Source organism: Bradyrhizobium nitroreducens, from assembly GCF_002776695.1.
In the GTDB taxonomy this organism is placed as follows: Bacteria; Pseudomonadota; Alphaproteobacteria; order Rhizobiales; family Xanthobacteraceae; genus Bradyrhizobium; species Bradyrhizobium nitroreducens.
Genome location: NZ_LFJC01000003.1, coordinates 5157611 through 5179524, shown reverse-complemented (window position 1 = coordinate 5179524; position 21914 = coordinate 5157611). Strand labels below are relative to the sequence as shown.

At 64.4% G+C, this 21914-nt stretch carries 19 protein-coding genes, 1 tRNA gene and 1 pseudogene; 16 read left to right on the top strand and 5 right to left on the bottom strand.

What is annotated here, in order from left to right:
• Nucleotides 1–287: pseudogene (locus TSA1_RS40290) on the top strand (methyl-accepting chemotaxis protein); the annotation flags it as partial.
• Between the two features lie 100 nt (nucleotides 288–387).
• On the opposite strand, the gene TSA1_RS25040 reads toward TSA1_RS40290, so the two are convergent.
• Complete coding sequence (locus TSA1_RS25040) at nucleotides 388–741, bottom strand: DUF3175 domain-containing protein (RefSeq protein WP_100178660.1); 354 nt, start codon at nucleotides 739–741, stop codon at nucleotides 388–390.
• Between the two features lie 179 nt (nucleotides 742–920).
• Between TSA1_RS25040 and TSA1_RS25035 the strand changes: the two genes are divergently transcribed.
• The 3 genes from TSA1_RS25035 (at nucleotide 921) to TSA1_RS25025 (ending at nucleotide 4920) form a co-directional block, all read left to right on the top strand.
• Nucleotides 921–2405, top strand: a complete 1485-nt coding sequence (locus TSA1_RS25035) for an MFS transporter (RefSeq protein ID WP_174719063.1) — start codon at nucleotides 921–923, stop codon at nucleotides 2403–2405.
• A gap of 4 nt (nucleotides 2406–2409) precedes the next feature.
• Nucleotides 2410–3228: a trehalose-phosphatase gene (gene otsB, locus TSA1_RS25030; RefSeq protein WP_100178658.1), complete on the top strand. Its 819-nt coding sequence runs from the start codon at nucleotides 2410–2412 to the stop codon at nucleotides 3226–3228.
• 237 nt (nucleotides 3229–3465) lie between these two features.
• Nucleotides 3466–4920, top strand: a complete 1455-nt coding sequence (locus TSA1_RS25025) for a trehalose-6-phosphate synthase (protein WP_100178657.1) — start codon at nucleotides 3466–3468, stop codon at nucleotides 4918–4920.
• Between the two features lie 50 nt (nucleotides 4921–4970).
• Here the strand turns inward: TSA1_RS25025 and TSA1_RS25020 are convergent, their stop codons facing one another.
• On the bottom strand, nucleotides 4971–5312 hold the full coding sequence (locus TSA1_RS25020; protein ID WP_100178656.1) for a hypothetical protein: 342 nt from the start codon (nucleotides 5310–5312) through the stop codon (nucleotides 4971–4973).
• A gap of 193 nt (nucleotides 5313–5505) precedes the next feature.
• Here TSA1_RS25020 and TSA1_RS25015 point away from each other — a divergent pair.
• Nucleotides 5506–5595 (top strand) — tRNA-Ser (locus TSA1_RS25015).
• A 463-nt stretch (nucleotides 5596–6058) separates the two neighbouring features.
• Nucleotides 6059–7636, top strand: coding sequence for a M15 family metallopeptidase (locus TSA1_RS40715; RefSeq protein WP_161497258.1), 1578 nt, complete (start codon nucleotides 6059–6061; stop codon nucleotides 7634–7636).
• Between the two features lie 220 nt (nucleotides 7637–7856).
• Here the strand turns inward: TSA1_RS40715 and TSA1_RS41180 are convergent, their stop codons facing one another.
• The gene (locus TSA1_RS41180) at nucleotides 7857–8090 is read right to left on the bottom strand and encodes a hypothetical protein (RefSeq protein WP_430649774.1); all 234 of its coding nucleotides are present in this window, start codon (nucleotides 8088–8090) and stop codon (nucleotides 7857–7859) included.
• Here TSA1_RS41180 and TSA1_RS25005 point away from each other — a divergent pair.
• From TSA1_RS25005 to recQ, 5 genes are all read left to right on the top strand, one after another.
• Nucleotides 8071–9459, top strand: a complete 1389-nt coding sequence (locus TSA1_RS25005; protein ID WP_430649773.1) for an amidase family protein — start codon at nucleotides 8071–8073, stop codon at nucleotides 9457–9459. The genes TSA1_RS41180 and TSA1_RS25005 overlap by 20 nt on opposite strands.
• A gap of 416 nt (nucleotides 9460–9875) precedes the next feature.
• The gene (locus tag TSA1_RS25000; RefSeq protein ID WP_100178653.1) at nucleotides 9876–11177 is read left to right on the top strand and encodes an O-acetylhomoserine aminocarboxypropyltransferase/cysteine synthase family protein; all 1302 of its coding nucleotides are present in this window, start codon (nucleotides 9876–9878) and stop codon (nucleotides 11175–11177) included.
• 12 nt (nucleotides 11178–11189) lie between these two features.
• Entirely contained in the window at nucleotides 11190–12230 is a 1041-nt protein-coding gene (gene metA / locus TSA1_RS24995) for a homoserine O-succinyltransferase MetA (RefSeq protein WP_100178652.1), read from the top strand.
• Between the two features lie 62 nt (nucleotides 12231–12292).
• Entirely contained in the window at nucleotides 12293–13036 is a 744-nt protein-coding gene (locus tag TSA1_RS24990) for a polysaccharide deacetylase family protein (RefSeq protein ID WP_174719062.1), read from the top strand.
• Between the two features lie 264 nt (nucleotides 13037–13300).
• A complete protein-coding gene (gene recQ, locus TSA1_RS24985) occupies nucleotides 13301–15166 on the top strand; it encodes a DNA helicase RecQ (protein WP_100178651.1) in 1866 nt (621 codons plus the stop codon).
• Nucleotides 15167–15368: 202 nt separating this feature from the next.
• Here recQ and TSA1_RS24980 read toward each other — a convergent pair whose 3' ends face one another.
• Nucleotides 15369–16385, bottom strand: coding sequence for a 1-aminocyclopropane-1-carboxylate deaminase (locus tag TSA1_RS24980; RefSeq protein WP_100178650.1), 1017 nt, complete (start codon nucleotides 16383–16385; stop codon nucleotides 15369–15371).
• Nucleotides 16386–16543: 158 nt separating this feature from the next.
• On the opposite strand from TSA1_RS24980, the gene TSA1_RS24975 reads away from it, so the two are divergent.
• The 5 genes from TSA1_RS24975 to TSA1_RS24955 all read left to right on the top strand — a co-directional run bounded on the left by TSA1_RS24975 (nucleotide 16544) and on the right by TSA1_RS24955 (nucleotide 21737).
• Entirely contained in the window at nucleotides 16544–17008 is a 465-nt protein-coding gene (locus TSA1_RS24975; RefSeq protein ID WP_100178649.1) for an Lrp/AsnC family transcriptional regulator, read from the top strand.
• A gap of 41 nt (nucleotides 17009–17049) precedes the next feature.
• Nucleotides 17050–18195, top strand: coding sequence for a PLP-dependent cysteine synthase family protein (locus TSA1_RS24970; protein WP_100178648.1), 1146 nt, complete (start codon nucleotides 17050–17052; stop codon nucleotides 18193–18195).
• Nucleotides 18196–18323: 128 nt separating this feature from the next.
• On the top strand, nucleotides 18324–18884 hold the full coding sequence (locus TSA1_RS24965) for a carboxymuconolactone decarboxylase family protein (protein WP_100181319.1): 561 nt from the start codon (nucleotides 18324–18326) through the stop codon (nucleotides 18882–18884).
• Between the two features lie 479 nt (nucleotides 18885–19363).
• The gene (locus tag TSA1_RS24960) at nucleotides 19364–20701 is read left to right on the top strand and encodes an O-antigen ligase family protein (RefSeq protein WP_245448406.1); all 1338 of its coding nucleotides are present in this window, start codon (nucleotides 19364–19366) and stop codon (nucleotides 20699–20701) included.
• Between the two features lie 13 nt (nucleotides 20702–20714).
• Nucleotides 20715–21737, top strand: a complete 1023-nt coding sequence (locus tag TSA1_RS24955) for a glycoside hydrolase family 5 protein (RefSeq protein WP_100178647.1) — start codon at nucleotides 20715–20717, stop codon at nucleotides 21735–21737.
• Here the strand turns inward: TSA1_RS24955 and TSA1_RS24950 are convergent.
• Complete coding sequence (locus TSA1_RS24950; RefSeq protein ID WP_100178646.1) at nucleotides 21686–21868, bottom strand: DUF1150 family protein; 183 nt, start codon at nucleotides 21866–21868, stop codon at nucleotides 21686–21688. The two genes, TSA1_RS24955 and TSA1_RS24950, sit on opposite strands and share 52 nt — an antisense overlap.
• Nucleotides 21869–21914 lie beyond the last annotated feature (46 nt).

Below are 21914 nucleotides of genomic sequence, written 5' to 3'. Positions count from 1 at the left end.
TCAAGGAGATCGGGGCGACCATCGGCCAGATCTCGTCGATCGCGACGTCGATCGCCAGCGCGGTCGAGCAGCAGGGCGCGGCCACGCAGGAGATCGCGCGCAGTGTCCAGACCGTTGCGCAGGGCACCCAGACCGCGGCCACCGATATCGGCCAGGTCAACCGCGGCGCCGCCGAGACCGGCGCGGCTTCGGGGGAGGTGCTGCATTCGGCCAAGACGCTGTCATCCGAAAGCACCCGCTTGCGCGCCGAGCTCGATCGCTTCATGGGCAATATCAGGGCGGCGTAAGTCGCTGCGTCTGCCCCCGCTGTCGCCTTATCCTCCGCTGCCGTCCCGGATCGGCGCGCGCTTTGGGCGCGCTTGTCCGGGACGACAGCGGAGCAAGACATCACTCCCTTCCAAACGCCCGCTTCAATTCCACCTTCGCCTTCTCCAGCCGCGCGCGTTGCGTCTTCGGCAACGTCTTGCCGGCGCGGTTGATGTAGAAGGTCAGCATCGACAGCGCCGAGCGATAGGCGCCGGCCTTGCGGCGTGAGCTGTGCTCGGCCGATCGCTTCAATGACGTCGCGATCTTCTTCGGACTTTCCAGCTTGAACACACCCTGCTTGAGGTCGAGCGCGTCGCTCTGCCTGGTCACGCGCTGCGACCAGCGCTTCGGGCTCTTGCGCGCAGGCTTACGGCTTGCGCTGGTTTTCTTGTGCGCGGGTTTGCGAGATTGTGTCGTCTTTCTGACATGAGCCATGCGTCAACTCCTTGCGGCACCAACGGAAACGGACGGTCATAAGCACCGTTCCCGGGAACTCGGCGCTGCCGCAGACGTTGTCGCAGGTGGCAGGCCGAATGCCGCACCCCCTTGATCGGAACGCCCCGTCCACATCAGGTGAACCGGGGCCGCTTCCATTGATCGAACGCAACCGCCCGATGGAATTACAGCAAAGCGCAGCGCTGAATTACGCATCTGGAGTCGCGGCGGCCGCGACCGACCGCATCGTCGAGACCAGTATTCCGGCGCGGCTCGACGCGCTGCCCTGGAGCGGCTTTCACACCCGCGTCGTGCTCGCGCTCGGCATCACCTGGATCCTCGACGGGCTCGAGGTGACACTGGCCGGCGCGCTCTCCGGTGCGCTGAAGCAGAGCCCGTCGCTGCATTTCTCCAATCTCGATCTCGGCATTGCCAATTCCGCCTATCTCGCCGGCGCCGTGCTCGGTGCGCTCGGCTTCGGCTGGCTCACCGACCGCATCGGCCGCAAGAAGCTGTTCTTCATCACGCTGGCGCTCTACCTCTCGGCGACGGCCGCGACCGCTCTGTCGTGGGATGTCGCGAGCTACGCAGCGTTTCGTTTCCTCACCGGCGCCGGCATCGGCGGCGAATACACCGCGATCAACTCGACCATCCAGGAGCTGGTGCCGGCGCGCTACCGCGGCTGGACCGATCTCGTCATCAACGGCAGCTTCTGGATTGGCGCGGCGATGGGGGCGGTCGCGGCCATCGTGCTGCTCGATCCCGCCGTGATCGCGCCCGATCTCGGCTGGCGCCTCGCTTATCTGATCGGCGCCAGCATCGGTCTCGTCGTGCTGCTGATGCGGATGTGGATTCCGGAAAGTCCGCGCTGGCTGATGATCCACGGCCGTCCCGATCAGGCCCATGCGATCGTCGACGAGATCGAACGCTCCGTGATCGGACACGACCAGGACACGAGCGATGCGCGCTTCACCAAGATCCGGCTGAAGATGCGCGATCATACGCCGATCCGAGAGGTCGTGCACACGCTGTTCTCGGCGTACCGCCAGCGCGCGCTGGTCGGTCTCGCGCTGATGAGCGCACAGGCGTTCTTCTACAACGCCATCTTCTTCACTTTCGCGCTGGTGCTGACTGACTTCTACGGCATCAAGGCCGATCATGTCGGCTGGTACCTGCTGCCCTTCGCTGCCGGTAACTTCCTCGGGCCCCTCCTGCTGGGCCGGCTGTTCGATACGCTGGGGCGCCGCACCATGATCATGTTCACCTATGGCGTGTCGGGCCTGTTGCTGGCGCTCTCGGGCTATCTGTTCTCCATCGGCGTCCTCACCGCGCAGGGCCAGACCATTGCCTGGATGGTGATCTTCTTCTTTGCCTCGCCGGCCGCGAGCGCAGCCTATCTCACCGTCAGCGAGACCTTTCCGCTCGAGGTTCGCGCGCTGGCGATCGCGGTGTTCTACGCGGTCGGCACCGGCATCGGCGGCGTGATCGGACCGGCGCTGTTCGGCGCGCTGATCGACACGGGATCACGCACCAGCGTGTTCGCGGGCTATTTGCTGGGAGCGTTCCTGATGATCGCGGCCGCGATCGTGGCGTGGCGCTACGCCGTCTCCGCGGAGCGCAAATCGCTCGAACAAATCGCACGGCCGCTCGCCTTCATGGAGTAGACTGATGAAATCGGAACTTGCGGAAATGGCCATGGACGAGCAGCGCACCATGCGAGAGGACGAGGCGCCCGATGCGGTGCCGGTGCCGCATGCGCTGGTGCCGCATCTGGACGAGATCGCGATCCTGCTCGACATCGACGGGACCTTGCTCGACCTGATGCCGACACCGCGTGAGGTGTGGGTGCCGCCGGGCCTGTCGGACACGCTCAATCGCCTGACCGAGCGCACCTCCGGCGCGCTGGCGCTGGTCAGCGGCCGCTCGCTCAACGACATCGACCTGATCTTCGCGCCCGACGTGTTTCGCGCCGTCGCCGGCCACGGCGCCGAGATGCGGCTGTCGGCGGACAATGAGACCGATGACGTGCACGCGCCGCCGCTCGACAAGGAGCTGAAGCGGCGGCTGGCCGCCATCGCCAAGCTTTCGCCCGGCATTCTGCTCGAGGACAAGGGCTATTCGCTCGCGCTGCACTACCGCCTCGCGCCGCATGCGGAGAAGGCGATCTACGAATCCGTCTCGGTGATCCGCGCCGACCTGCCCAATGCGCCGATCGAGGTGCTGCCCGGCAAGTTCGTCTGCGAGATCAAGCATTCCGGATTCACCAAGGCGACCGGCGTGCGTGAACTGATGAAGCGTGAGCCGTTCAAGGGACGGCGCCCCATCTTCATCGGCGATGACGTCACCGATGAAACCGTGTTCGCGATCATGCCCGACATGAACGGGCTTGCGTTCTCGGTCGGCCGCCGCGCCATGGGCGTGAACGGGCATTTCGACGCGCCGGGCGATGTGCGTGCGTTCCTTGCCCGACTGCTCGATCCAAGGTGAAACAAAGGCAGCGCCACGCCGCCGACATGAAGCCTCGGGAACGGCGCCGTCGCGCGCCGCACTGCGTGCTGCGCATCATCAGGACACAATCTGTTTTTGCAGCGAAATCGTCGGGTTCCGCGAGGGAAACCAGTTCCAACGCGCATGCCCGATTTTGGTTTCAATTGGTTGAAACCATGACAGGAACCATATTGATGAACGGCAGTTAAACGGGTGGAATGAAGGAGGGGACGACCTGTGAACTTAGTCGTCGTTTCAAATCGTGTCACCCGCGGCAAACCCAATGAGCCCATGACGGGCGGTCTTGCGGCGGCGTTGCTGCCGGTGGTGGAACATTCTGGCGCGATCTGGGTGGGTTCCTCGGGCCGAGTCCGTGATGGCCATCAGAAGGAGCCGTTCGCCGAGATCGAAGCGCTGGGCTCGGGCGCGATCGCGACGCTGGATCTGCCGGCGGCGCATTACGGCGGCTATTACGAGGGCTTCGCCAATTCGGCGCTGTGGCCTGCGCTGCATTCGCGCAGCGATTTGATCCGCGTCTCCCGCGACGACTATGTCAGCTATCGCGAAGTCAACGCCTTCATGGCGCGCGCCCTGATGCGCTTCCGCAAGCCGAAAACGGCGTTCTGGGTGCAGGATTATCATTTCCTCGCGCTCGGCGCCGAGCTGCGCGATCTCGGCGTCGACGATCCCATCGGCTTCTTCCTGCATACGCCCTGGCCCGTCACTGCTGTGATGCAGGGCGTGCCCAATCATCGCGAGCTGATCAACGCGATGCTCGCCTACGACCTGCTCGGCTTCCAGACCGAGGACGATCGGCAGAATTTCCTCTCCTATGTCGGCGGAGAGCTCGGCCTCGCCGTCGAGGACGGCGTTGCGCTGTCGCAGCACGGCCGCACGCGCTGTGAAGTCTTCCCGATCGGCATCGACGCGGAGAAGTTCGCGGCCTATGCCGCCAAGTCCGCCTCGCATCCCGACGTGTCGCGGCTGCGGCGCAGCCTCAACGGCGAGCGTCTTGCGATCGGTGTCGACCGGCTCGACTATTCCAAGGGCCTCGTCAACCGCATCAGCGCATTCGACCGGCTCTGGACCGAGCAGCCGCAGTTTGCGCGCAGCATCTCGCTGCTTCAGATCGCCAATCCCTCGCGCGGCGCGATCGAGGCCTATGGCAACCTCCAGAACGAGGTCGCGCGCCTCGTCTCCGACGTCAACGGCCGCCACGGCGAGGTCGACTGGACACCGATCCGCTATCTGAACAAGGGCTTCAGCCAGGCCGTGCTCGCAGGGCTCTACCGCACCGCGCAGGTCGGCGTGGTGACGCCGCTGCATGACGGCATGAACCTCGTCGCCAAGGAATATGTCGCAGCCCAGAATCCGGCCGACCCCGGCGTGCTGGTGCTGTCGAAATTCGCCGGCGCGGCCAATGAGCTCGATGCCGCGCTGCTGGTCAATCCGCACGACATCGACGGCATGGCGCGCTCGATTGCGATCGCCGCCGCCATGCCGCTGACCGAGCGCAAGATGCGCTGGGACGCGATGATGAAGAAGCTGCGCGGTCACACCATCCAGCAATGGTCGGCCGATTTCGTCGCGGAGCTGGAGAAGTGCCGGACCGAGAAGGCCGCGGTCGCCACGCAGCCGCCGCAGGCGTTGCGCTGGCTGAAGTCGGCGATCTCGGGCGTGCGGTTGATTTAATTCGGCTTGCTCCTCCCTTCTCTCCGCAAGGGGAGAAGGAAGAGCGCACCTCAATAGCAATACGAAATCCCATCCAGGATCGCACATTGCCGCTTGTTCGGCGCGTTGGGATCGTCCATCGGCACCACGCCCTTGCCCTGGCCGACGAACACGCCGGGCCCGACATGCACCGAGCTCTTGTTGCCGATGATGACGCTCTGATGCGGGGTCGAGCTCGAGCGAGTGCCGTCCGGCCAGAGGATGGCGTCGCCCGATAGCACCCCGCGCCGCCCGTCGTCGCAGCTCACGTCGATCCCCTGGCGGGTGCAGACCTGGGCGGCGGCTGGCACGGCGAAGGCGAAGCCTAGGGTCGACATCAGGCCGAGGGCGGCGATGGTGCTGCGGATGGTCATGACGTCCCCAGTCGGGTTGCTGGTCTCACGTGAATCGTCGCGCCAAACCCGTCAAGGGTTCAGCCGGCCCGCCCGCCAGGACATTCGCGACGCCAGATATTATCTTGTGAATACAATATGTTATGGAAAATTCATCCGATTTCCCCACGATCCCTTGCAAAATCATCGGCGCCCCTTCAAGAGAGGGCGCTCCGGAGAGATGGCCGAGTGGCTTAAGGCGCACGCTTGGAAAGCGTGTGTGCGGGAAACCGTACCGTGGGTTCGAATCCCACTCTCTCCGCCAGCCTCCAAAATGCATCCCACTATGGCCCGGAGACCACCGGGACCAAACGGCATGGCTTCAGGTGTGTCGACCACCACGCCTCACTTGCGGGAGAGGTCGGTGCGAAGCACCGGGGGGCCTTCTGTCCGGATTGTCCCATTGCAGAAACGCGCTCCCGCGCCATCGCAAGCAGAGAGGGCGTGCATCCGTCTCAACGCCATCAACGCGATCTCATCAACGCTGGCCGCGTCATCGGATCGCATGGCGATTGTGAAGCACTTCACAACGCAGTGTGAGCTCGAAGCGTAGGCTGACATTTCTCGATGCGTGTTGCGGACGCGCTGGATCCTCTTGGCCTGGTGTGCCTCGAGGCCGGCGCGCGACCAGTCTCGGCGCCGCCTGTTCCGGCACCGTCAGTTTTGAGCCGATGACGGCCACGAAGAGCCGCGCTGGCTGGATCGTGGCAGATTGCGGAGGGCTTTGGATGAGCACACCTGCGGACCGCCTGCGAATGGCAGCATCCATCCTCAGCTTCGAGGCTCGGCGCGACAAGCAGGGGCGGCTTACAGTCTACAAGCTGCCAAGCGACGACGGCGGAGGCGCGTATGAAGTCGCCGGCATCAACGAGCGCTTCCATCCCGAGGAAGCACGGATGCTGGCCGATCTCATCGAGGCCGGACAGTTTCAAGAGGCGGAGCGGCAAGCCTGCGAGATCATCGCCACTTACACCGACAGTGTCTCGACCTGGTCGAGACAGCCGGCGATCGAGTGTTATCTGCGCGATTGCTGCTTCAATCGGGGGGCTCGTGGCGCGGCGAGAATCCTCCAGAGAGCATTGGGTGTTCCCGATAGCGGCGTGATCGACGACGCCGGCCGGGCGCTCGTTGCCGCCCGCGAGGACGACACGCTGGAGCTCTTGCAGGATATGCGCACTGCCCGCGAGCAGTACGAGCGGGATGTCGCCAAGCGCAGCGAAACGAGCAAGTTCTGGAAGGGCCTGGTTAATCGGTGGAACAACGCATTGAACGTTGCAAAGAGCTTCATCACCAGTAGTTCGAAGGAGGTTGACGTGACCGATACTCAGTTCGAAAGCTCGAATATCACACCCCAATCGCGCGGCTTCAGCGCGACAAGGGCCGCAACCAATGCGATGTTGCTGAGCGGTGCCGGCGGCCCGGCACCGGAGCTCGCGCCGTTGGCGGAGGCGCCGGCTTTGTCGCCAGCCTTGTCGACCGGCGAGTCGACGAGGCCCGTCACCATGCGGGCGCTTCGACTGGGCTCGCAGGGACCGCTCGTCAAGGCCTGGCAGAGCTTCCTGCAAGGCCAGCATTTCGATCCGGGTGGTCTCGACGGAGAGTTTGGTGACAAGACCCAGGCAGCGACGAGCGCGTTTCAGGCAGCCAACGGACTGACGAGCGACGGTGTCGCCGGTCGACAAACGATCATCAAGGCCATGCAACTCGGCTTCGAGCTGATCGAAGAGCCTTCCTCCGACATGACGGGCTCGAACTTCCCGCCGCGGCCGGATTTTCCGCCGCTCGAAAACACGGCGGCGAGGCAGGCCGTTTTCGGCGCGTTCAACTTCGTCTCGGAGCCCCGTCCGGACAATCGCGAAAACATTCGAATCCTCGGGACGTGGGTGCGGGACAACATCGTGAGCGTTCCTATCCCGCAATTGCGGAAGGCTCTGGGGGCGCACGCTCCCGCTTCGATCCAATTCCACAGGCTCGCCGCCGGGCAGCTGAAGGCGCTTTGGGAAGACTGGGAGCGGGCGAATCTGCTGGACAGGATTCTGGCATATGACGGCTCCTTCGTGCCTCGCTTCATCCGGGGATCGACCACGCAACTGAGCAACCACGCGTTCGGGAGCGCCTTCGATATCAACGCCGACGAGAATCCGTTGGGAGCTCGGCCGGTCCTCGTGGGCAATCGCGGCTCCGTCCGGGAGCTGGTCCCGATCGCGAACAAGCATGGATTCTATTGGGGCGGACATTTTGGCACTCGGCCCGACGGCATGCATTTCGAGATCGCCTTCATTCAAAGATCGAACGAGATCGCGTAGCACGACGGCAGCTGCCGAACGCGCCAGGGATCGGTCGGGCCGGGGCACTCGGCCCGACGCTCCGGGGCACGCGCAATCCGCCGACCACATGCCGCATGCCGGTGCAATCATGCGCAGCGCGTGGATGGCCGACAATTGGTCGCATTGGCGGCTTGCGCCAACGCGCCATGCAGAAACGCACCTGTACAGCCCTGATCCAGCTCCGTAACCTCGCGCCGCTTCATTTCAGGAGGTGCCAGGTGGCGAAGAAGGCGGCGGCGAAGAAGATTGCTTCCAAGAAAAAGTCGGCGACGAAAACATCGCGCAGAACATTTCCCGCCCGGAAGGGCGTCGTTGCGAAGTCGGGCGCGAAGAAGCCGGGTGCCAAGAAGGCCACCCCGCGCAGGCCGGCTTCACCGCGCCGTCCCAAGGGACCGGCTTGGCAATGGTCGGCGGTGGAGACCGCCGCTGCCATCCGCTCCGGCGCAATCTCCGCGGTCGAAACCGTCGAAGCGCATCTCGACCGGATGCGCACCGTCAATCCGAAGCTGAATGCGGTCGTCGTCGATCTCTCGGAGGAGGCGCTGAAGGCCGCGCATGCCGCAGACAAGCAGCGCGCCAGGGGAGGTGCGCTCGGTCTCCTGCACGGCGTGCCCATCACCATCAAGGAAAACGTCGATTACGAGGGCCGGCCGAATTTCAACGGCGTGCCCGCCAACAAGGGCCTGATCGCCCCGTCGGATGCGCCCGTGGTGCGAAACCTGAAGAAATCAGGCGCGATCGTCATCGGGCTCACCAACACGCCGGAATTCTCCTTTCGCGGCTTCACCGACAATCCCCTGCACGGGCTGACGATCAATCCCTGGGACCCGAATATCACTTGCGGCGGCTCCTCGGGCGGCGCGGGCTCGGCGGTGGCCGCCGGCATCGGCACCATCGCCCATGGCAACGACATCGGCGGCTCGCTGCGCTGGCCGGCGCATTGCAATGGTGTTGCCACCATCAAGCCGACCCAGGGGCGCATCCCCGCATTCAACGCAAGCGCAACGGCCGAGCGCCCGATGCTGGCGCATCTGATGTCGGCGCAGGGGCCTCTGGCGCGCCACGTCGCCGACGTTCGTCTCGCGCTGGAGGCGATGAGCCAGCGCGATCCCCGCGATCCCTGGTGGGTGCCGGCGCCGCTGGTCGGCGAGAAGCCGAAGGGGCCGATCAAGGTGGCGCTGGCCAAGATTCCCGAGGATATGGAGGTCGATCCGTCCGTCACCGCGGCGCTGCGCCAGGCCGCCGACCATCTCGAACGGTCCGGCTACCGAGTCAGCGAGGTCGAGGTGCCCGACATCAACGGCGTCTGGCAGACCTGGTGCGACATCATCACCAACGAGACCGTGGTGATGCAGGAGGCCGGCATGCTGAAGGTCACCTCCGAGGACTTCCACAAGGCCTGGGGCGGCATGAAGGCGAAGGCCAATGTGCTCGATCTCAAAGCCTGGATGCAGGCGACTGCCGCGCGCAGCGGCCACATCCGCGCCTGGCAATTGTTCTTCGAGGACTATCCGGTGGTGCTGGCGCCGACCACGGTGAAGCCGACGCCAGGGCCGCGCGACGACACCGTCAGCGCCGAGCGTGTGCAGGAGATCTTCTGGGGCGAGATCCGCTTCATCTCGGCGATCAACGTGCTCGGCCTGCCCGGCGCGGTGGTGCCGGTGGCCTTGCATGATGGCAAGCCGATCGGCGTGCAGCTCATTGCCGGGCGCTATCGCGAGGATCTCGCGCTCGATGCGGCAGCCGCGATCGAGAAGCGGGCCGGGGTGCTCACCCATCGCCTCTGGGAAAGAATGGCGTAGTGGCGGGTACTTTCACCCTCTCCCCTTGTGGGAGAGGGTGGCTCGCCGCAGAGCGGCGAGACGGGTGAGGGGTATCTCTCCACGAGCTCGCGTGTGGATGGATACCCCTCATCCGGCGTCATAGCCGAAGCTCCGCTTCGGCGTTCTTAAGAACGGCGGCCGAAGGCCGCCTATGCCACCTTCTCCCACAAGGGGAGAAGGATGGCACCATCGCTGTCGCGGCACAGCGTGCAAATTCATTAATCTGCTTTAACCCGAATTTCAGCCAATTCGCCAACAACGGTTAGGGTTACTTCCTCGATCTCTAAGCGAATTATTGTCCGCTTTACCACCTGCCTCTAACACGGGCGAGGCGGACAACGCACATGCCTCATTCCAGGCCAATAAGTGCGGCCCGCCCACGCGGAGGTGGCACGATGCGCAACGAGACGATCGCTATTCACGCCGGTTACGAGCCCGAAGCCACCACGCACGCGGTTGCCGTGCCGATCTACCAGACTGCAGCCTACGCCTTCGACAGCGCCGATCACGGCGCGGCGCTCTTCAATCTCGAGGCCGAGGGTTTTCGCTACAGCCGCATCGCCAATCCGACCAGCGCGGTGCTGGAGAAGCGCATCGCCCAGCTCGAAGGTGGCGTCGGCGCGCTCGCGGTCGCGACCGGACAGGCGGCGCTGCATTTCGCCTTCGTCAACGTCGCCGATCACGGCGGCAACATCGTTTCCGTGCCGCAGCTCTACGGCACCACGCACACGCTGCTTTCGCACATCCTGCCGCGGCAGGGCATCACCGGCCGCTTCGCCGAGAGCGACGGACCGGATGCAGTCGCGAAGCTGATCGACGAGAACACCCGCGCGGTGTTCGCCGAGACCATCGGCAATCCCGCCGGCAATGTCTGCGACATCGAGGCGCTGGCCAAGGTCGCGCATGCGCATGGCGTGCCGCTGATCGTCGACAACACCGTCGCAACCCCGATTCTGCTCAAGCCGTTCGACTACGGCGCCGACATCGCCGTGCATTCGCTGACCAAGTTCCTGGGCGGTCACGGCACCACGCTCGGCGGCGCCATCGTCGATTCCGGAAATTTCCCGTGGGCGAAGCATGCCGAGCGTTTCCCGGCCTACAACAAGCCGGATGCCTCCTATCACGGCCTCGTCTACGCCGAGCGCTTCGGCCGGACCGCCTATATCGAGCGGGCGCGCAGCGTCTATCAGCGCACCATGGGCTCGGTGCTGTCGCCGTTCAACGCCTTCCTGCTGCTCCAGGGCATCGAGACCGTGGCGCTGCGCATGGAGCGCCACGTCGAGAACGCCCGCAAGGTCGCCGAATTCCTGCGCGGCGATCCGCGCGTGGCCTGGGTCAACTACACCGGCTTCGCCGATAGTCCGTATTACCCGTTGGTCCAGAAGTATCTGGACGGCAATGCCTCCTCGCTCTTCACCTTCGGCATCAAGGGCGGAATGGAGGCCGGCAAGACCTTCTATGATGCGCTGAAGCTGATCACGCGTCTCGTCAATATCGGCGATGCCAAGTCGCTCGCCTGCCATCCGGCCTCGACCACTCATCGCCAGATGTCGGCGGAGCAGCAGCGCGCTGCCGGCGTGCTGCCGGAGACCATTCGCCTGTCGATCGGCATCGAGCATGTCTCCGACATCATCGAGGACATCGACCAGGCGCTCGACAAGGCCTGCCGGTCAGCGCGCCTCGAGGCCGCGGAGTAGGCGGCGGCGCCAATGACGATCTTGATCGACAAGGATCAAGTCATCTCGAGCCCGGCGCTGGTGCCGACCGAGCGAGATCTCGCGCGGGATCACGGCGTCGAGCTCACGATCGGGCTCGTCAACAACATGCCGGATCCGGCGCTGAAGGCGACCGAGCGGCAGTTCATGAAGCTGCTCCAGGCCGCAGCAGGCCCGTGCCGCATCCGCTTCCACTGCTTCTCGCTTCCGAGCGTGAAGCGCTCGCCGGAAGCGCGGTGGCATGTCGAGAGCGAGTATTCCGATCTGTCCGATCTGAAGAAGCAGAAGTTCGACGGGCTGATCGTCACCGGTGCGGAGCCGGTCGCGCCCGAGCTCGACCAGGAGCCCTATTGGCGCGACCTCACCGAGCTCATCGACTGGGCCAAGGCCAACACGCGCTCGACGATCTGGTCGTGCCTTGCTGCGCATGCGGCGGTGCTGCATCTGGACGGCATCGCACGGCGGCGGCTGCCGGCCAAATGTCACGGCATCTTCGATTGCGATGTCGTGACGAGCGATTCCATGACGCACGCCGCGCCGGCGCCGCTGAAGGTCTCGCATTCGCGTCTGAACGAGATCGCGGAGAGCGACCTGGTGCAGGCCGGCTATCAGGTGCTGACACGCTCCGAGACGGCCGGCGTCGACGTTTTCGTTCGCCAATATGCCAGCCGCTTCGTGTTCTTCCAGGGCCATCCGGAATACGACGCACTGTCGCTCCAGCGCGAATATCTGCGCGACATCGGCCGCTACCTTGCGCGGGAGCGCGACAACTATCCGCGCCTGCCCGTGGGTTATTTTGACGCAGCGACGGAAGAGAAGCTGGCCCGCTTCGAGAAGAAGGCGGCGCACCAGCGCCACCCTGCGCTCACCAACGAGCTGCCCGGGCTGAATTTGCGCGCCGATATCGACGCCGGCAGCGCGGCGGCGGTACTTTTCCGCAATTGGCTGCAATATCTCAGCGCGGAGACCGAGGCGTCGATTCCTGCGCGTCAATCGAAAGATGTTGGTTCCGCGTTAGGATTACCCAGGCGTTAAGCTTGCCTCGACCGGCACGCGAATGTTTCAGTACGGAAATATGTAATCACGGGAACGCCATCGTGTGGTCGGCACTCCAGGGACGCGTGAGCAATCGGCTGGCCCGGCATTTCCGCGCCGCGCCGCACCGGCTCCTCGCGCATGCGCCGATCGTGAGCTTCACCTTCGACGATGCCCCCGACAGTGCCGCAGGCGAGGGCGCCGAGCTTCTGGAAAGGCATGGCGGCCGGGGCACGTTCTATCTCGCCGGTAGCCTGATCGGTCAGCCGTCGGACCATTGGCACGGCTTGTCGGACGACGCGATCGTCCGGCTTCACCGCTCAGGTCACGAGATTGCCTGCCACACCTTCTCGCATCAGAGCTCGGCCAATCTCGACGAGGCGGCGATGGCGCGCGAGATCGATCAGAACCGCTCCTATTTCCGTGCGATCGATTCCTCGATCAATCTGGAGAACTTCGCCTATCCCTATGGGATCGCCTCGGTCTGGCGCAAGCCGCAGCTCGCCAAGGCGTTCCGTTCGGCGCGCGGCATTCTCCCCGGCGTCAACAGCGACGTCATCGATCTCCAGTTCCTGCGCGCTTCGCCCCTGGTCGATCGCGAGATCGACAAGGCGGGCGTCGATCGCTATTTCGACGAGGCCGTCGCGAGCGGTGGATGGCTCATCTTCTACGGCCATGACGTTGCGGACACGCCGAGCCCCTATGGCTGTACCCCGGACCTGATGCGCCACGCGCTGGAAGCCGCCGGACGGCGCAACATGCCGATCGTGACGGTCGCAGAGGCGCTGCGCAGGATCGGGGCGTAGTTTTTTTCTTTCCTTCTCCCCTTGCGGGAGAAGGTGGCGCGAAGCGCCGGATGAGGGGTTAAGTCCGCAAAGCAATCCCTATCGAATTCGCGGTGACAGACCCCTCACCCGTCTCGCCGCTCCGCGGCGAGCCACCCTCTCCCACAAGGGGCCCACAAGGGGAGAGGGGGAGGTAACGCTCTGCGCAGCAAACACTCTTGCCACGCCGACGCGGCCATGCGACTGGCCTTGTGACGAATCTCACGGCCCTGGTTCCAGCCAAGCATGTCCGCTCCCTCCACCGCTCCGCTTCCTGCGCCGGCCAACGGCCGCGACGCGCTGTCGGTGCTGCATTCGGTGTTCGGCCTGCCGGGTTTCCGCGGCGCGCAGGGTGAGATCGTCAGGCACGTCACGGATGGCGGCAATTGCCTGGTCCTGATGCCGACCGGCGGCGGCAAGTCGCTGTGCTACCAGCTTCCCTCGCTGCTGCGCGAAGGCTGCGGCATCGTGGTGTCACCGCTGATTGCCTTGATGCGCGACCAGGTCGCGGGCCTGCTTGAGGCCGGCGTCAATGCCGCCGCGCTGAACTCGTCGCTCAGCTTCCAGGAGGCCTCCGACATCGAGCGGCGCCTGCTCGCAGGCGATCTCGATCTGCTCTATGTCGCGCCGGAACGGCTGGTGACGCCGCGCTGCCTGTCGCTGCTGGCGCAGGCGAAGGTGGCGCTGTTCGCGATCGACGAGGCGCATTGCGTCTCGCAATGGGGGCATGATTTCCGGCCCGAATATGTCGGCCTCTCCATCATTGCCGAGCGCTTTCCCGACGTGCCGCGCATCGCGCTGACCGCGACCGCCGACGAGCTGACGCGCAAGGAGATCGTCGAGCGGCTTCAACTGACCGGCGCGCCGCAATTCGTCTCCAGCTTCGACCGGCCCAACATCCGCTACGAGATCGTCGACAAGCGCAACGCCGTGTCGCAGCTGAAGGAGTTCATCCGCGAACGTCATATGGGCGATGCCGGCGTGGTCTATTGCCTGTCGCGCAACCGCGTCGAGGAGGTCGCTGCCGCGCTTGATGACGCCGGCATTGCGGCGCTGCCCTATCATGCCGGGCTCGACAGCGGCGTGCGCTCGCGCAACCAGGACCGCTTCCTCAACGAGGACGGCATCGTCATCGTCGCGACCATCGCATTCGGCATGGGCATCGACAAGCCCGACGTGCGCTTCGTCGCCCATCTCGACCTGCCCAAGAGCATCGAGGCCTATTACCAGGAGACGGGGCGCGCCGGCCGCGACGGCAAGCCGTCGGCAGCCTGGATGGCCTATGGGCTCTCCGACATCGTGCAGCAGCGTCGCATGATCGACGAGTCCAGCGCCTCCGACGACTTCAAGAGGGTCTCGATCGGCAAGCTCGATGCGCTGGTCGGCCTGGCCGAGACCGCGCAGTGTCGGCGCCGGCGGCTGCTCGCCTATTTCGGCGAGGCGGTGACCGCGGAGAATTGCGGCAATTGCGACAATTGCCTGACGCCGCCGAAGATGCGCGACGGCAAGGTGCTGGCGCAGAAGCTGCTCTCCTGCGCCTATCGCACCGGGCAACGTTTCGGCGCGATGCATCTGATCGACGTGCTGATCGGGCGCCTGACCGAGAAGGTGACGCAGTTCGGCCACGACAAATTGTCCGTGTTCGGCATCGGACGCGAGCTCAACGAGAAGCAGTGGCGCACCGTGTTGCGGCAACTGGTGGCGATGGGCCATTTGCAGAGCGACAGCGAGGCCTATGGCGCGCTGAAGCTGACTGAAAGCGCGCGCGGCGTGCTGCGCGGTGAGACCGAGGTCTGGCTGCGCGAGGAGGCGCCGCAGGCCCGCGTTCGCGCCAGCCGTGCCAAGTCACGGCGCGGCGATCTGGCGCCCGCGGCAGGCACGCCCCCGGGCGATGTCGACCCCGAATTGCGCGCGCGGCTGCGGTCATGGCGGTCAGACATCGCACGCGAGCGTGGCGTGCCGGCCTATGTCGTGCTGCACGATGCCACCATCGACGGCATCGTCCGGGCCTGGCCGACCACGCTGGATGAGCTCCGCAACGTCCCCGGCATCGGCGACAAGAAGCTCGAGCATTACGGCGACGAGCTGCTGCAGATCGTCAGGACGCGGTAGGCGCGCCCTGATCTCTCCACGTCGTCATCCCGGACAAGCGCGCCCAAAGCGCGCGCAGATCCGGGATCCATACCGCGTGATCTATGTTGAGGCAGGCGCGACGACGTTCTTCGCCAAACCACTTCCCGTGGTTATAGGTCCCGGGTCTGCGCTTACGCTTGCCCGGGACGACAGTGGTGTACGAGGCGAGAGCTACGCTATTTCACCCGTTCCGGAACGCATACGCATATCCGTTCAGGGCCGGCGCGCCGCCGAGATGGGCGTAGAGGATCTTCGCACCCTTCTCGAAATAGCCTTTCTTCGTGAGGTCGATCAGGCCCTGCATCGACTTGCCCTCATAGACGGGGTCGGTGATCATGCCCTCGAGGCGCGCGGTGAGGCGGATCGCCTCCTTGGTCTCTTCCGACGGCACGCCATAGGCGGGATAGGCGTAGTCCTCGATCAGCACGACGTCATCGGAGACGAGGTCCTTGCCGAGCTCGACGAGCTCAGCGGTGTTCTTCGCGATCTCGAGCACCTGCGCCTTGGTCTGGTCAGGCGTGAAAGAAGCATCGATGCCGATCACTTTTCGCGCACGGCCATCGGCGGCGAAGCCGACCAGCATGCCGGCATGGGTCGAACCGGTGACGGTGCAGACCACGATGTAGTCGAACTTGAAGCCGAGCTCGGCTTCCTGCTTGCGCACTTCCTCGGCGAAGCCGACATAACCGAGGCCGCCGAATTTGTGCACGGAGGCACCGGCAGGGATCGCGTAGGGCTTGCCGCCCGCCGCCTTCACTTCCTCGATCGCCTGCTCCCAGCTCTTGCGGATGCCGATGTCGAAGCCGTCGTCGACCAGGCGCACGTCGGCGCCCATGATGCGCGAGAGCATGATGTTGCCGACACGGTCATAGACCGCATCCTCGTGCGGCACCCAGGCTTCCTGCACCAGGCGGCACTTCATGCCGATCTTGGCCGCGACCGCCGCGATCATGCGGGTGTGGTTGGACTGCACGCCGCCGATCGAGACCAGCGTGTCGGCATTGGAGGCGATCGCATCGGGGATGATGTATTCGAGCTTGCGCAGCTTGTTGCCGCCATAGGCGAGGCCGGAATTGCAATCCTCGCGCTTGGCATAGACCTCGACATTGCCGCCGAGATGCTTTGACAGCCGTTCCAGCTTCTCGATGGGCGTCGGGCCGAAGGTCAGCGGATAGCGCGGAAATTTGTCGAGCTTCATGGGTCATCCCGATTGGCGTTGGTGCTGGCTGCTGCCTAGCATCGCCCCGGAAAAATGTGCTCTCGAATATTGCGCCCATATTGCGCATCTTCTTGCGCATTATGCGACTATTGCTAATAATTCTTCCGAGATATAGCCAATATATGAAAGCTTCTTTCATGGCCGCCCGGCTCGACCGCACCGACCTTAAGATCCTGAGATTGCTGCAGAATAACGGCCGGCTGAGCAATGCCGAGCTGGCCGAAACGGTCGCGATCAGCCCCGCCACCTGCCACCGCCGCACCCAGCGCCTGTTCGAGGACGGGTTCATCGCTGCCGTCCGCGCCATGATCGCCCCCAAGAAGGTGGCCAAGGGCACGCTGGTGATGGTCGGCGTCGTGCTCGACCGCTCGACGCCGGAGAGCTTCGCGATCTTCGAGCAGGCGGTCGCAAAACTGAAATTCGTGCTCGACTGCCACCTGGTCGCCGGCGACTTCGACTATTTCCTCAAGATCCGGGTCGGAGACATGGAGGATTTCAACCGCATCCATGGCGAGCAGCTCATCGCGCTGCCGGGCGTGCGTCAGACCCGCACCTTCTTCGTGATGAAGGAAGTCGTCGACAACGCGCCGCTGGAGTTTTGAGCGCACTTGATGCGCGATCCGCATCATGAGAGGTTCGCGCGATGCAGACATTCCCCTTTCGCCACCTCAATCCGGCCGGGCCGGCTTACCGGCGCGGCTGGATTGACGAGGCGGTCGCCGCGATCGAGGCCGACCAGTGCCGTACCGCCGACACGCATCTGATCCGCCTGATCGTGCCGGCGCTATCGGGCATCGACATCTATCTGAAGGACGAGTCGACACATCCGACCGGCAGCCTGAAGCATCGCCTGGCGCGTTCGCTGTTCCTTTACGCGCTCTGCAACGGCCACATCCGCGAAGGCACGCCTGTCGTCGAGGCATCGTCGGGATCGACCGCGGTGTCGGAAGCCTATTTTGCGCAGATGATCGGCGTGCCCTTCTACGCCGTGATGCCGCGCACGACCTCGGCGGAGAAGATCGCCGCGATCGAGCATTATGGCGGCAATTGCCACCTGATCGACGACGGCCGTGCGCTGTATGCTGAAGCGGCCGCGCTCGCCGCCCGGCTGAACGGCCATTACATGGACCAGTTCACCTTCGCCGAGCGCGCCACGGACTGGCGCGGCAACAACAACATCGCCGAATCGATCTTCAGCCAATTGCAGGGCGAGCCGCGTCCGCTGCCGGATTGGGTCGTGATGGGCGCGGGGACCGGCGGCACGTCGGCCACCATCGGCCGCTATTTGCGTTATCGCCAGTATCCGACGCGTCTGTGCGTCGCCGATGTCGAGCACTCCGCTTTCTTCGACTGCTTCCGCTCGCAGGACCGCTCCCGTGTTTGCGACCGACCGTCGCTGATCGAGGGCGTCGGACGGCCGCGCTGCGAACCGTCCTTCGTGCCGGGCGTGGTCGACCGCATGATGAAGATTCCGGACGCGGCGACGATCGCAGCGATGAACGTGCTGTCGCGGCGGCTGCGCCGCGTGGTCGGCGGTTCGACCGGCACCAATTTCTTGGCGCTCTGTCGGCTCGCCGCGGAGATGCGCAAGGCGAATGTGACGGGATCTCTGGTGACGCTGATCTGCGATTCCGGCGAGCGCTACCGGCAGACCTATTATGAGCCGGCATGGCTGAAGGCGCGCGGCCTCGATCCGGCGCCGTTCGAGGCGGCGCTGTCGTCGTTCCTCGAGACAGGTGCGCCATTGGCGCTGGACGTCGACGACGTGGTCAATCCGCAGAACGCGTGAAGCCTCGACGGGCTCCAATCCGTGTCTCCACGCCATTTGCAAAATTGCACGGCCGTCACGGCAACTTCACTTGCCTTGTGCGGGTGCGCAGGCGAGCCTCGCGCCCTCTCAACGAGGAGATCTCCGCCGTGCGCCTTCCCATTCTCGATCCCAAGGATCTGACCGCCGAACAAAAGCCGCTCTATGACGACATGCGGGCCGGCATCAAGGACCATTTCAAGGGCTTCGTGAACATGCGCGAGGACGGCGCGTTGCTCGGACCCTGGAATCCCTGGGTCCGCGAGCCGCGCTTCGGCAAGCCGGTGTGGGAGCTGGTCAAGGCGATCGCGTCGAACCCGCTGCTGCCGGCGCCGGTGCGCGAGGTCGCCATCCTCGTCACCGGCTCGCATTTCCGCTCCGGCTACGAGCTCTATGCCCATGTGCTGGTTGCCGAGCAGCGCGGCCTCTCCGACGAGAAGCTCGCGACCATCGTCGCCGGACAGCGGCCGGTCGACCTCACCAGGCAGGAGGCCGTCGCCTACGACGTCGCCTCCGCGCTGGTCGGCGGCGGCGTGCTGCCGGAATTGACCTGGCGCGCCGCGGTGAAGGAGTTCGGCGAGCATGGCGCCGCCGAGCTGTCCTATCTCGTCGGCGTCTACTGCATGGTCTCGGTCACGCTCAACACGTTCGACGTGCCGGTGCCGGACTAGAGCGTTTTCGAGCGAAGTGGACACCGGTTCGCGTGAAGAAAACGCGTCAAAACAAGAATCTAGAGCTTCGGTTCTGATTCAATCAGAACCGAAAAGGCTCCAGACGCTCCGAAATTCCTCCCGCTTGAGACGTACGGCACATTGGGTGTCGTCAAGGTCCGCTAAGAATCGCTTGAGGTCCTTGGACTGAGCGGACGTGATGCGGATCGGAATGGCGCCGTTGCGCATCGGCGCGGCGGCGGGACAGTGGCCCGGGGAGCCGGGCATCGGCCGGCGGATGCTCGGCAGCCGGGGATCGTCCAGAAGCTCCGTGCCTCGCGCGACGCCCAGGCGATCCGTTCGGTGCTGCCGCCGGCGACGGGGGCGTGAGGCCAATCATCGATATCGTTGGGTCCGGACCGCGCGTTTGCCCGAAGCGACCTCCGAGGTCCGCTCGCGGTGCAAGTTCCGGGAGCGTCGACCGCGCGAAGGCGGCCGCGATGCGCGGTAAGGAAACATTGGCCGTGCTCCGGGAAGGGCAGCTCAGGGCCGGCCTGCACCCCGCCGACGATTCCGAGGCCTACGAAAGCGCGATCTGGAAAGCGCCAGTCGCCGGCGTGGAGAAGCTTGCCAGAACGGTGATCCGCAGCTCGATCACCGTCAACGTGGTCGCGTCGATGGGCGTCCTCAACCCCGCGCTGATTCCTGCAGAGTGGAGCTATGTGCAACAGGCCGTTGCGCTCCTGATGTGGCTCGTCCTGATCTACGCCAGCGCTTTCGTGCGTCCACGCATACGTGTGCAGCCCAATCCCGATCTCATCGCGCTGGTCGCCTTCTATGCCCTCGCCGCCATTTCCGTCCTGTGGACCGGCCTCGCCGCCGCGGCGATCATGAAAAGCGCGGCACTCGTGGTGACGACCTTCGGTGCGTACTGCCTCATCACGCGTGTCGACATCGACGAGATCGTCGGATCGACGGCATTGGGGTTCTTCATTCTGGTCGCCGCCTCGACCCTCTGTGCGGTCTTCGTGCCTGAGATCGGCGTCGATCAGAGCTGGATGCACAATGGCCAATGGCAGGGAATCTACGAATCGAAGCAGACGCTCGGCTTCATCAGTGCATATCTGATGTTCTTTGCCTGCTATCAGAAGATGGCGGGGCAGGGATGGATCGCATTCCTCACGACGTTTCTCCTGGCGTCGACATGCGTCGTCGCCTCGGAATCGCGTGGTGCCGGCGCTGTTGCCGTTGCCGCGTGTGGGTTGCTGGTGACTTCGATGTGGTCGATCCGCTGCATGAGAGCTTATGCGGTGCTGCCATTCATCATGAGCCTCCTGGCCGCCCTGCTGTTCCTGTACTTCTATGTGACGGGCTACGATTCCATTCATCTCGGTGAATCGACCATCGATTTGACGGAGCGGACCTTCATTTGGCAGTACGCCATCGGCCATTTCAACGATGCGCCCCTGCTGGGCTTTGGCATCAACGGATTCTGGACGCGCCCTTCGATTTACGACTATTTCAACCAGAACCATGGTTGGGTGCTCGACAATTACCATAGCGGTTACATCGCAGTGGCGATTGAAACCGGGTTCCTGGGATACGTGCTGTTCGTCGCAAGCGTCTATCTGTTCTCGGAAAAGGTCCTGTACTTGATCGCCACCCGGTCGATCGATCGTCGCCAGTGCGCCCTCATCATCGGATTTGTGGTCCTGAGCTTTCAATCGAATTTCACAGAGACGATGTTCCTGCGCTCGACGATGTTCACGTCGGTGCTTCTTGTCGCATTCTTCTTCGCGGTGTGCAGGCCGGTGCCGCAGCAAGGCCCGCAGCAATGATGGTGGAAACACGATGAAGGCCATCTGCGCCCGTTGGTCGGTGAGCTTGGGCTTCGCCTTGGCGATAGCCGCTCTCGCAATCTGCTCCCGGGCCGGCGCAGCCGGGCAGGGCACCGCGCGCGCGCCAGGAGAGTTGGGACGCGGCATCAACATTCTTGGCTACGACGGCATCTGGGAAGGAGGCCGGAACGCGCCATTTCGTCTGGACAACCTCACGGCCATCCGGAACGCCGGGTTCTCGCATGTCCGGATCAATTTCTTCGGTTTCAAGTTCATGGGGCCGGGGGATCGGCTGGATGAAGCGGTCTTGAAGCGGCTTGATGTCGTGATCGAGGAAGTGCTCGCCCGGAATCTCATCCCGGTTCTCGACGAGCACGACACGGACACTTGCCAGCGCGACGTGGCCGGATGCGCCGAAAAGTTGAAAGCGTTCTGGACCCAGATCGCCGGCCGATATGCCGGAAGATATCCGACGCTTGTCTTCGAGGTCCTCAACGAGCCGGGTGGGCAGATGACGTCCACCAGCTGGAACACCCTGCTGAACGAGTGCCTCGGCATCATCCGCACCAGCAACCCCGGACGGACGGTCATTGCTGCCGTCCTCAACGTCGATGACATGCCGGTCGAGGACCTGGCCCTGCCGTCAGGTGACAGAAACCTCATCGTCACGTTTCACTATTACGCGCCGATACGCTTCACCCATCAGGGTGCGCCGTGGTCGCCAATTTTTTCGCGACTCGGACCGCTCGATTGGGGCACTCCGGAGGATGAACGGAGGGCACTTGCCGATTTCGAGAAGATTCGCGGCTGGTCCGAAAGGGAGAAGCGCCCGATCTATCTCGGCGAGTTCGGCGTGTACGAGCGTGCTCCGGCCGAAGCCCGGACGCGATATCTGTCGTTCGTGGCGCGAAATGCGGATCGGCTTGGCTGGGCATGGGCCTACTGGCAGTTCGACCATGATTTCGCTGCCTTCGATAGCGCGCGTCAAACCTGGAAGCCGGACATCATGCGGGCGCTGATGTCGCGTGCACGCTGATCGCGGCTGTTGGTCATCACGATCGGTGTGCCGCCGGTGGCGTAGAGCGCAAGCAGCGCGAGGCCGGGCGCGATTTCCGGCGCCTCGGGGAGCAGGCCTCGCGCCGCTCGCTTGAACCCGAACCGCACCATCCGCGACCAACTTCGCGGTCGCACACCGATATCGTCCCGAGACGGG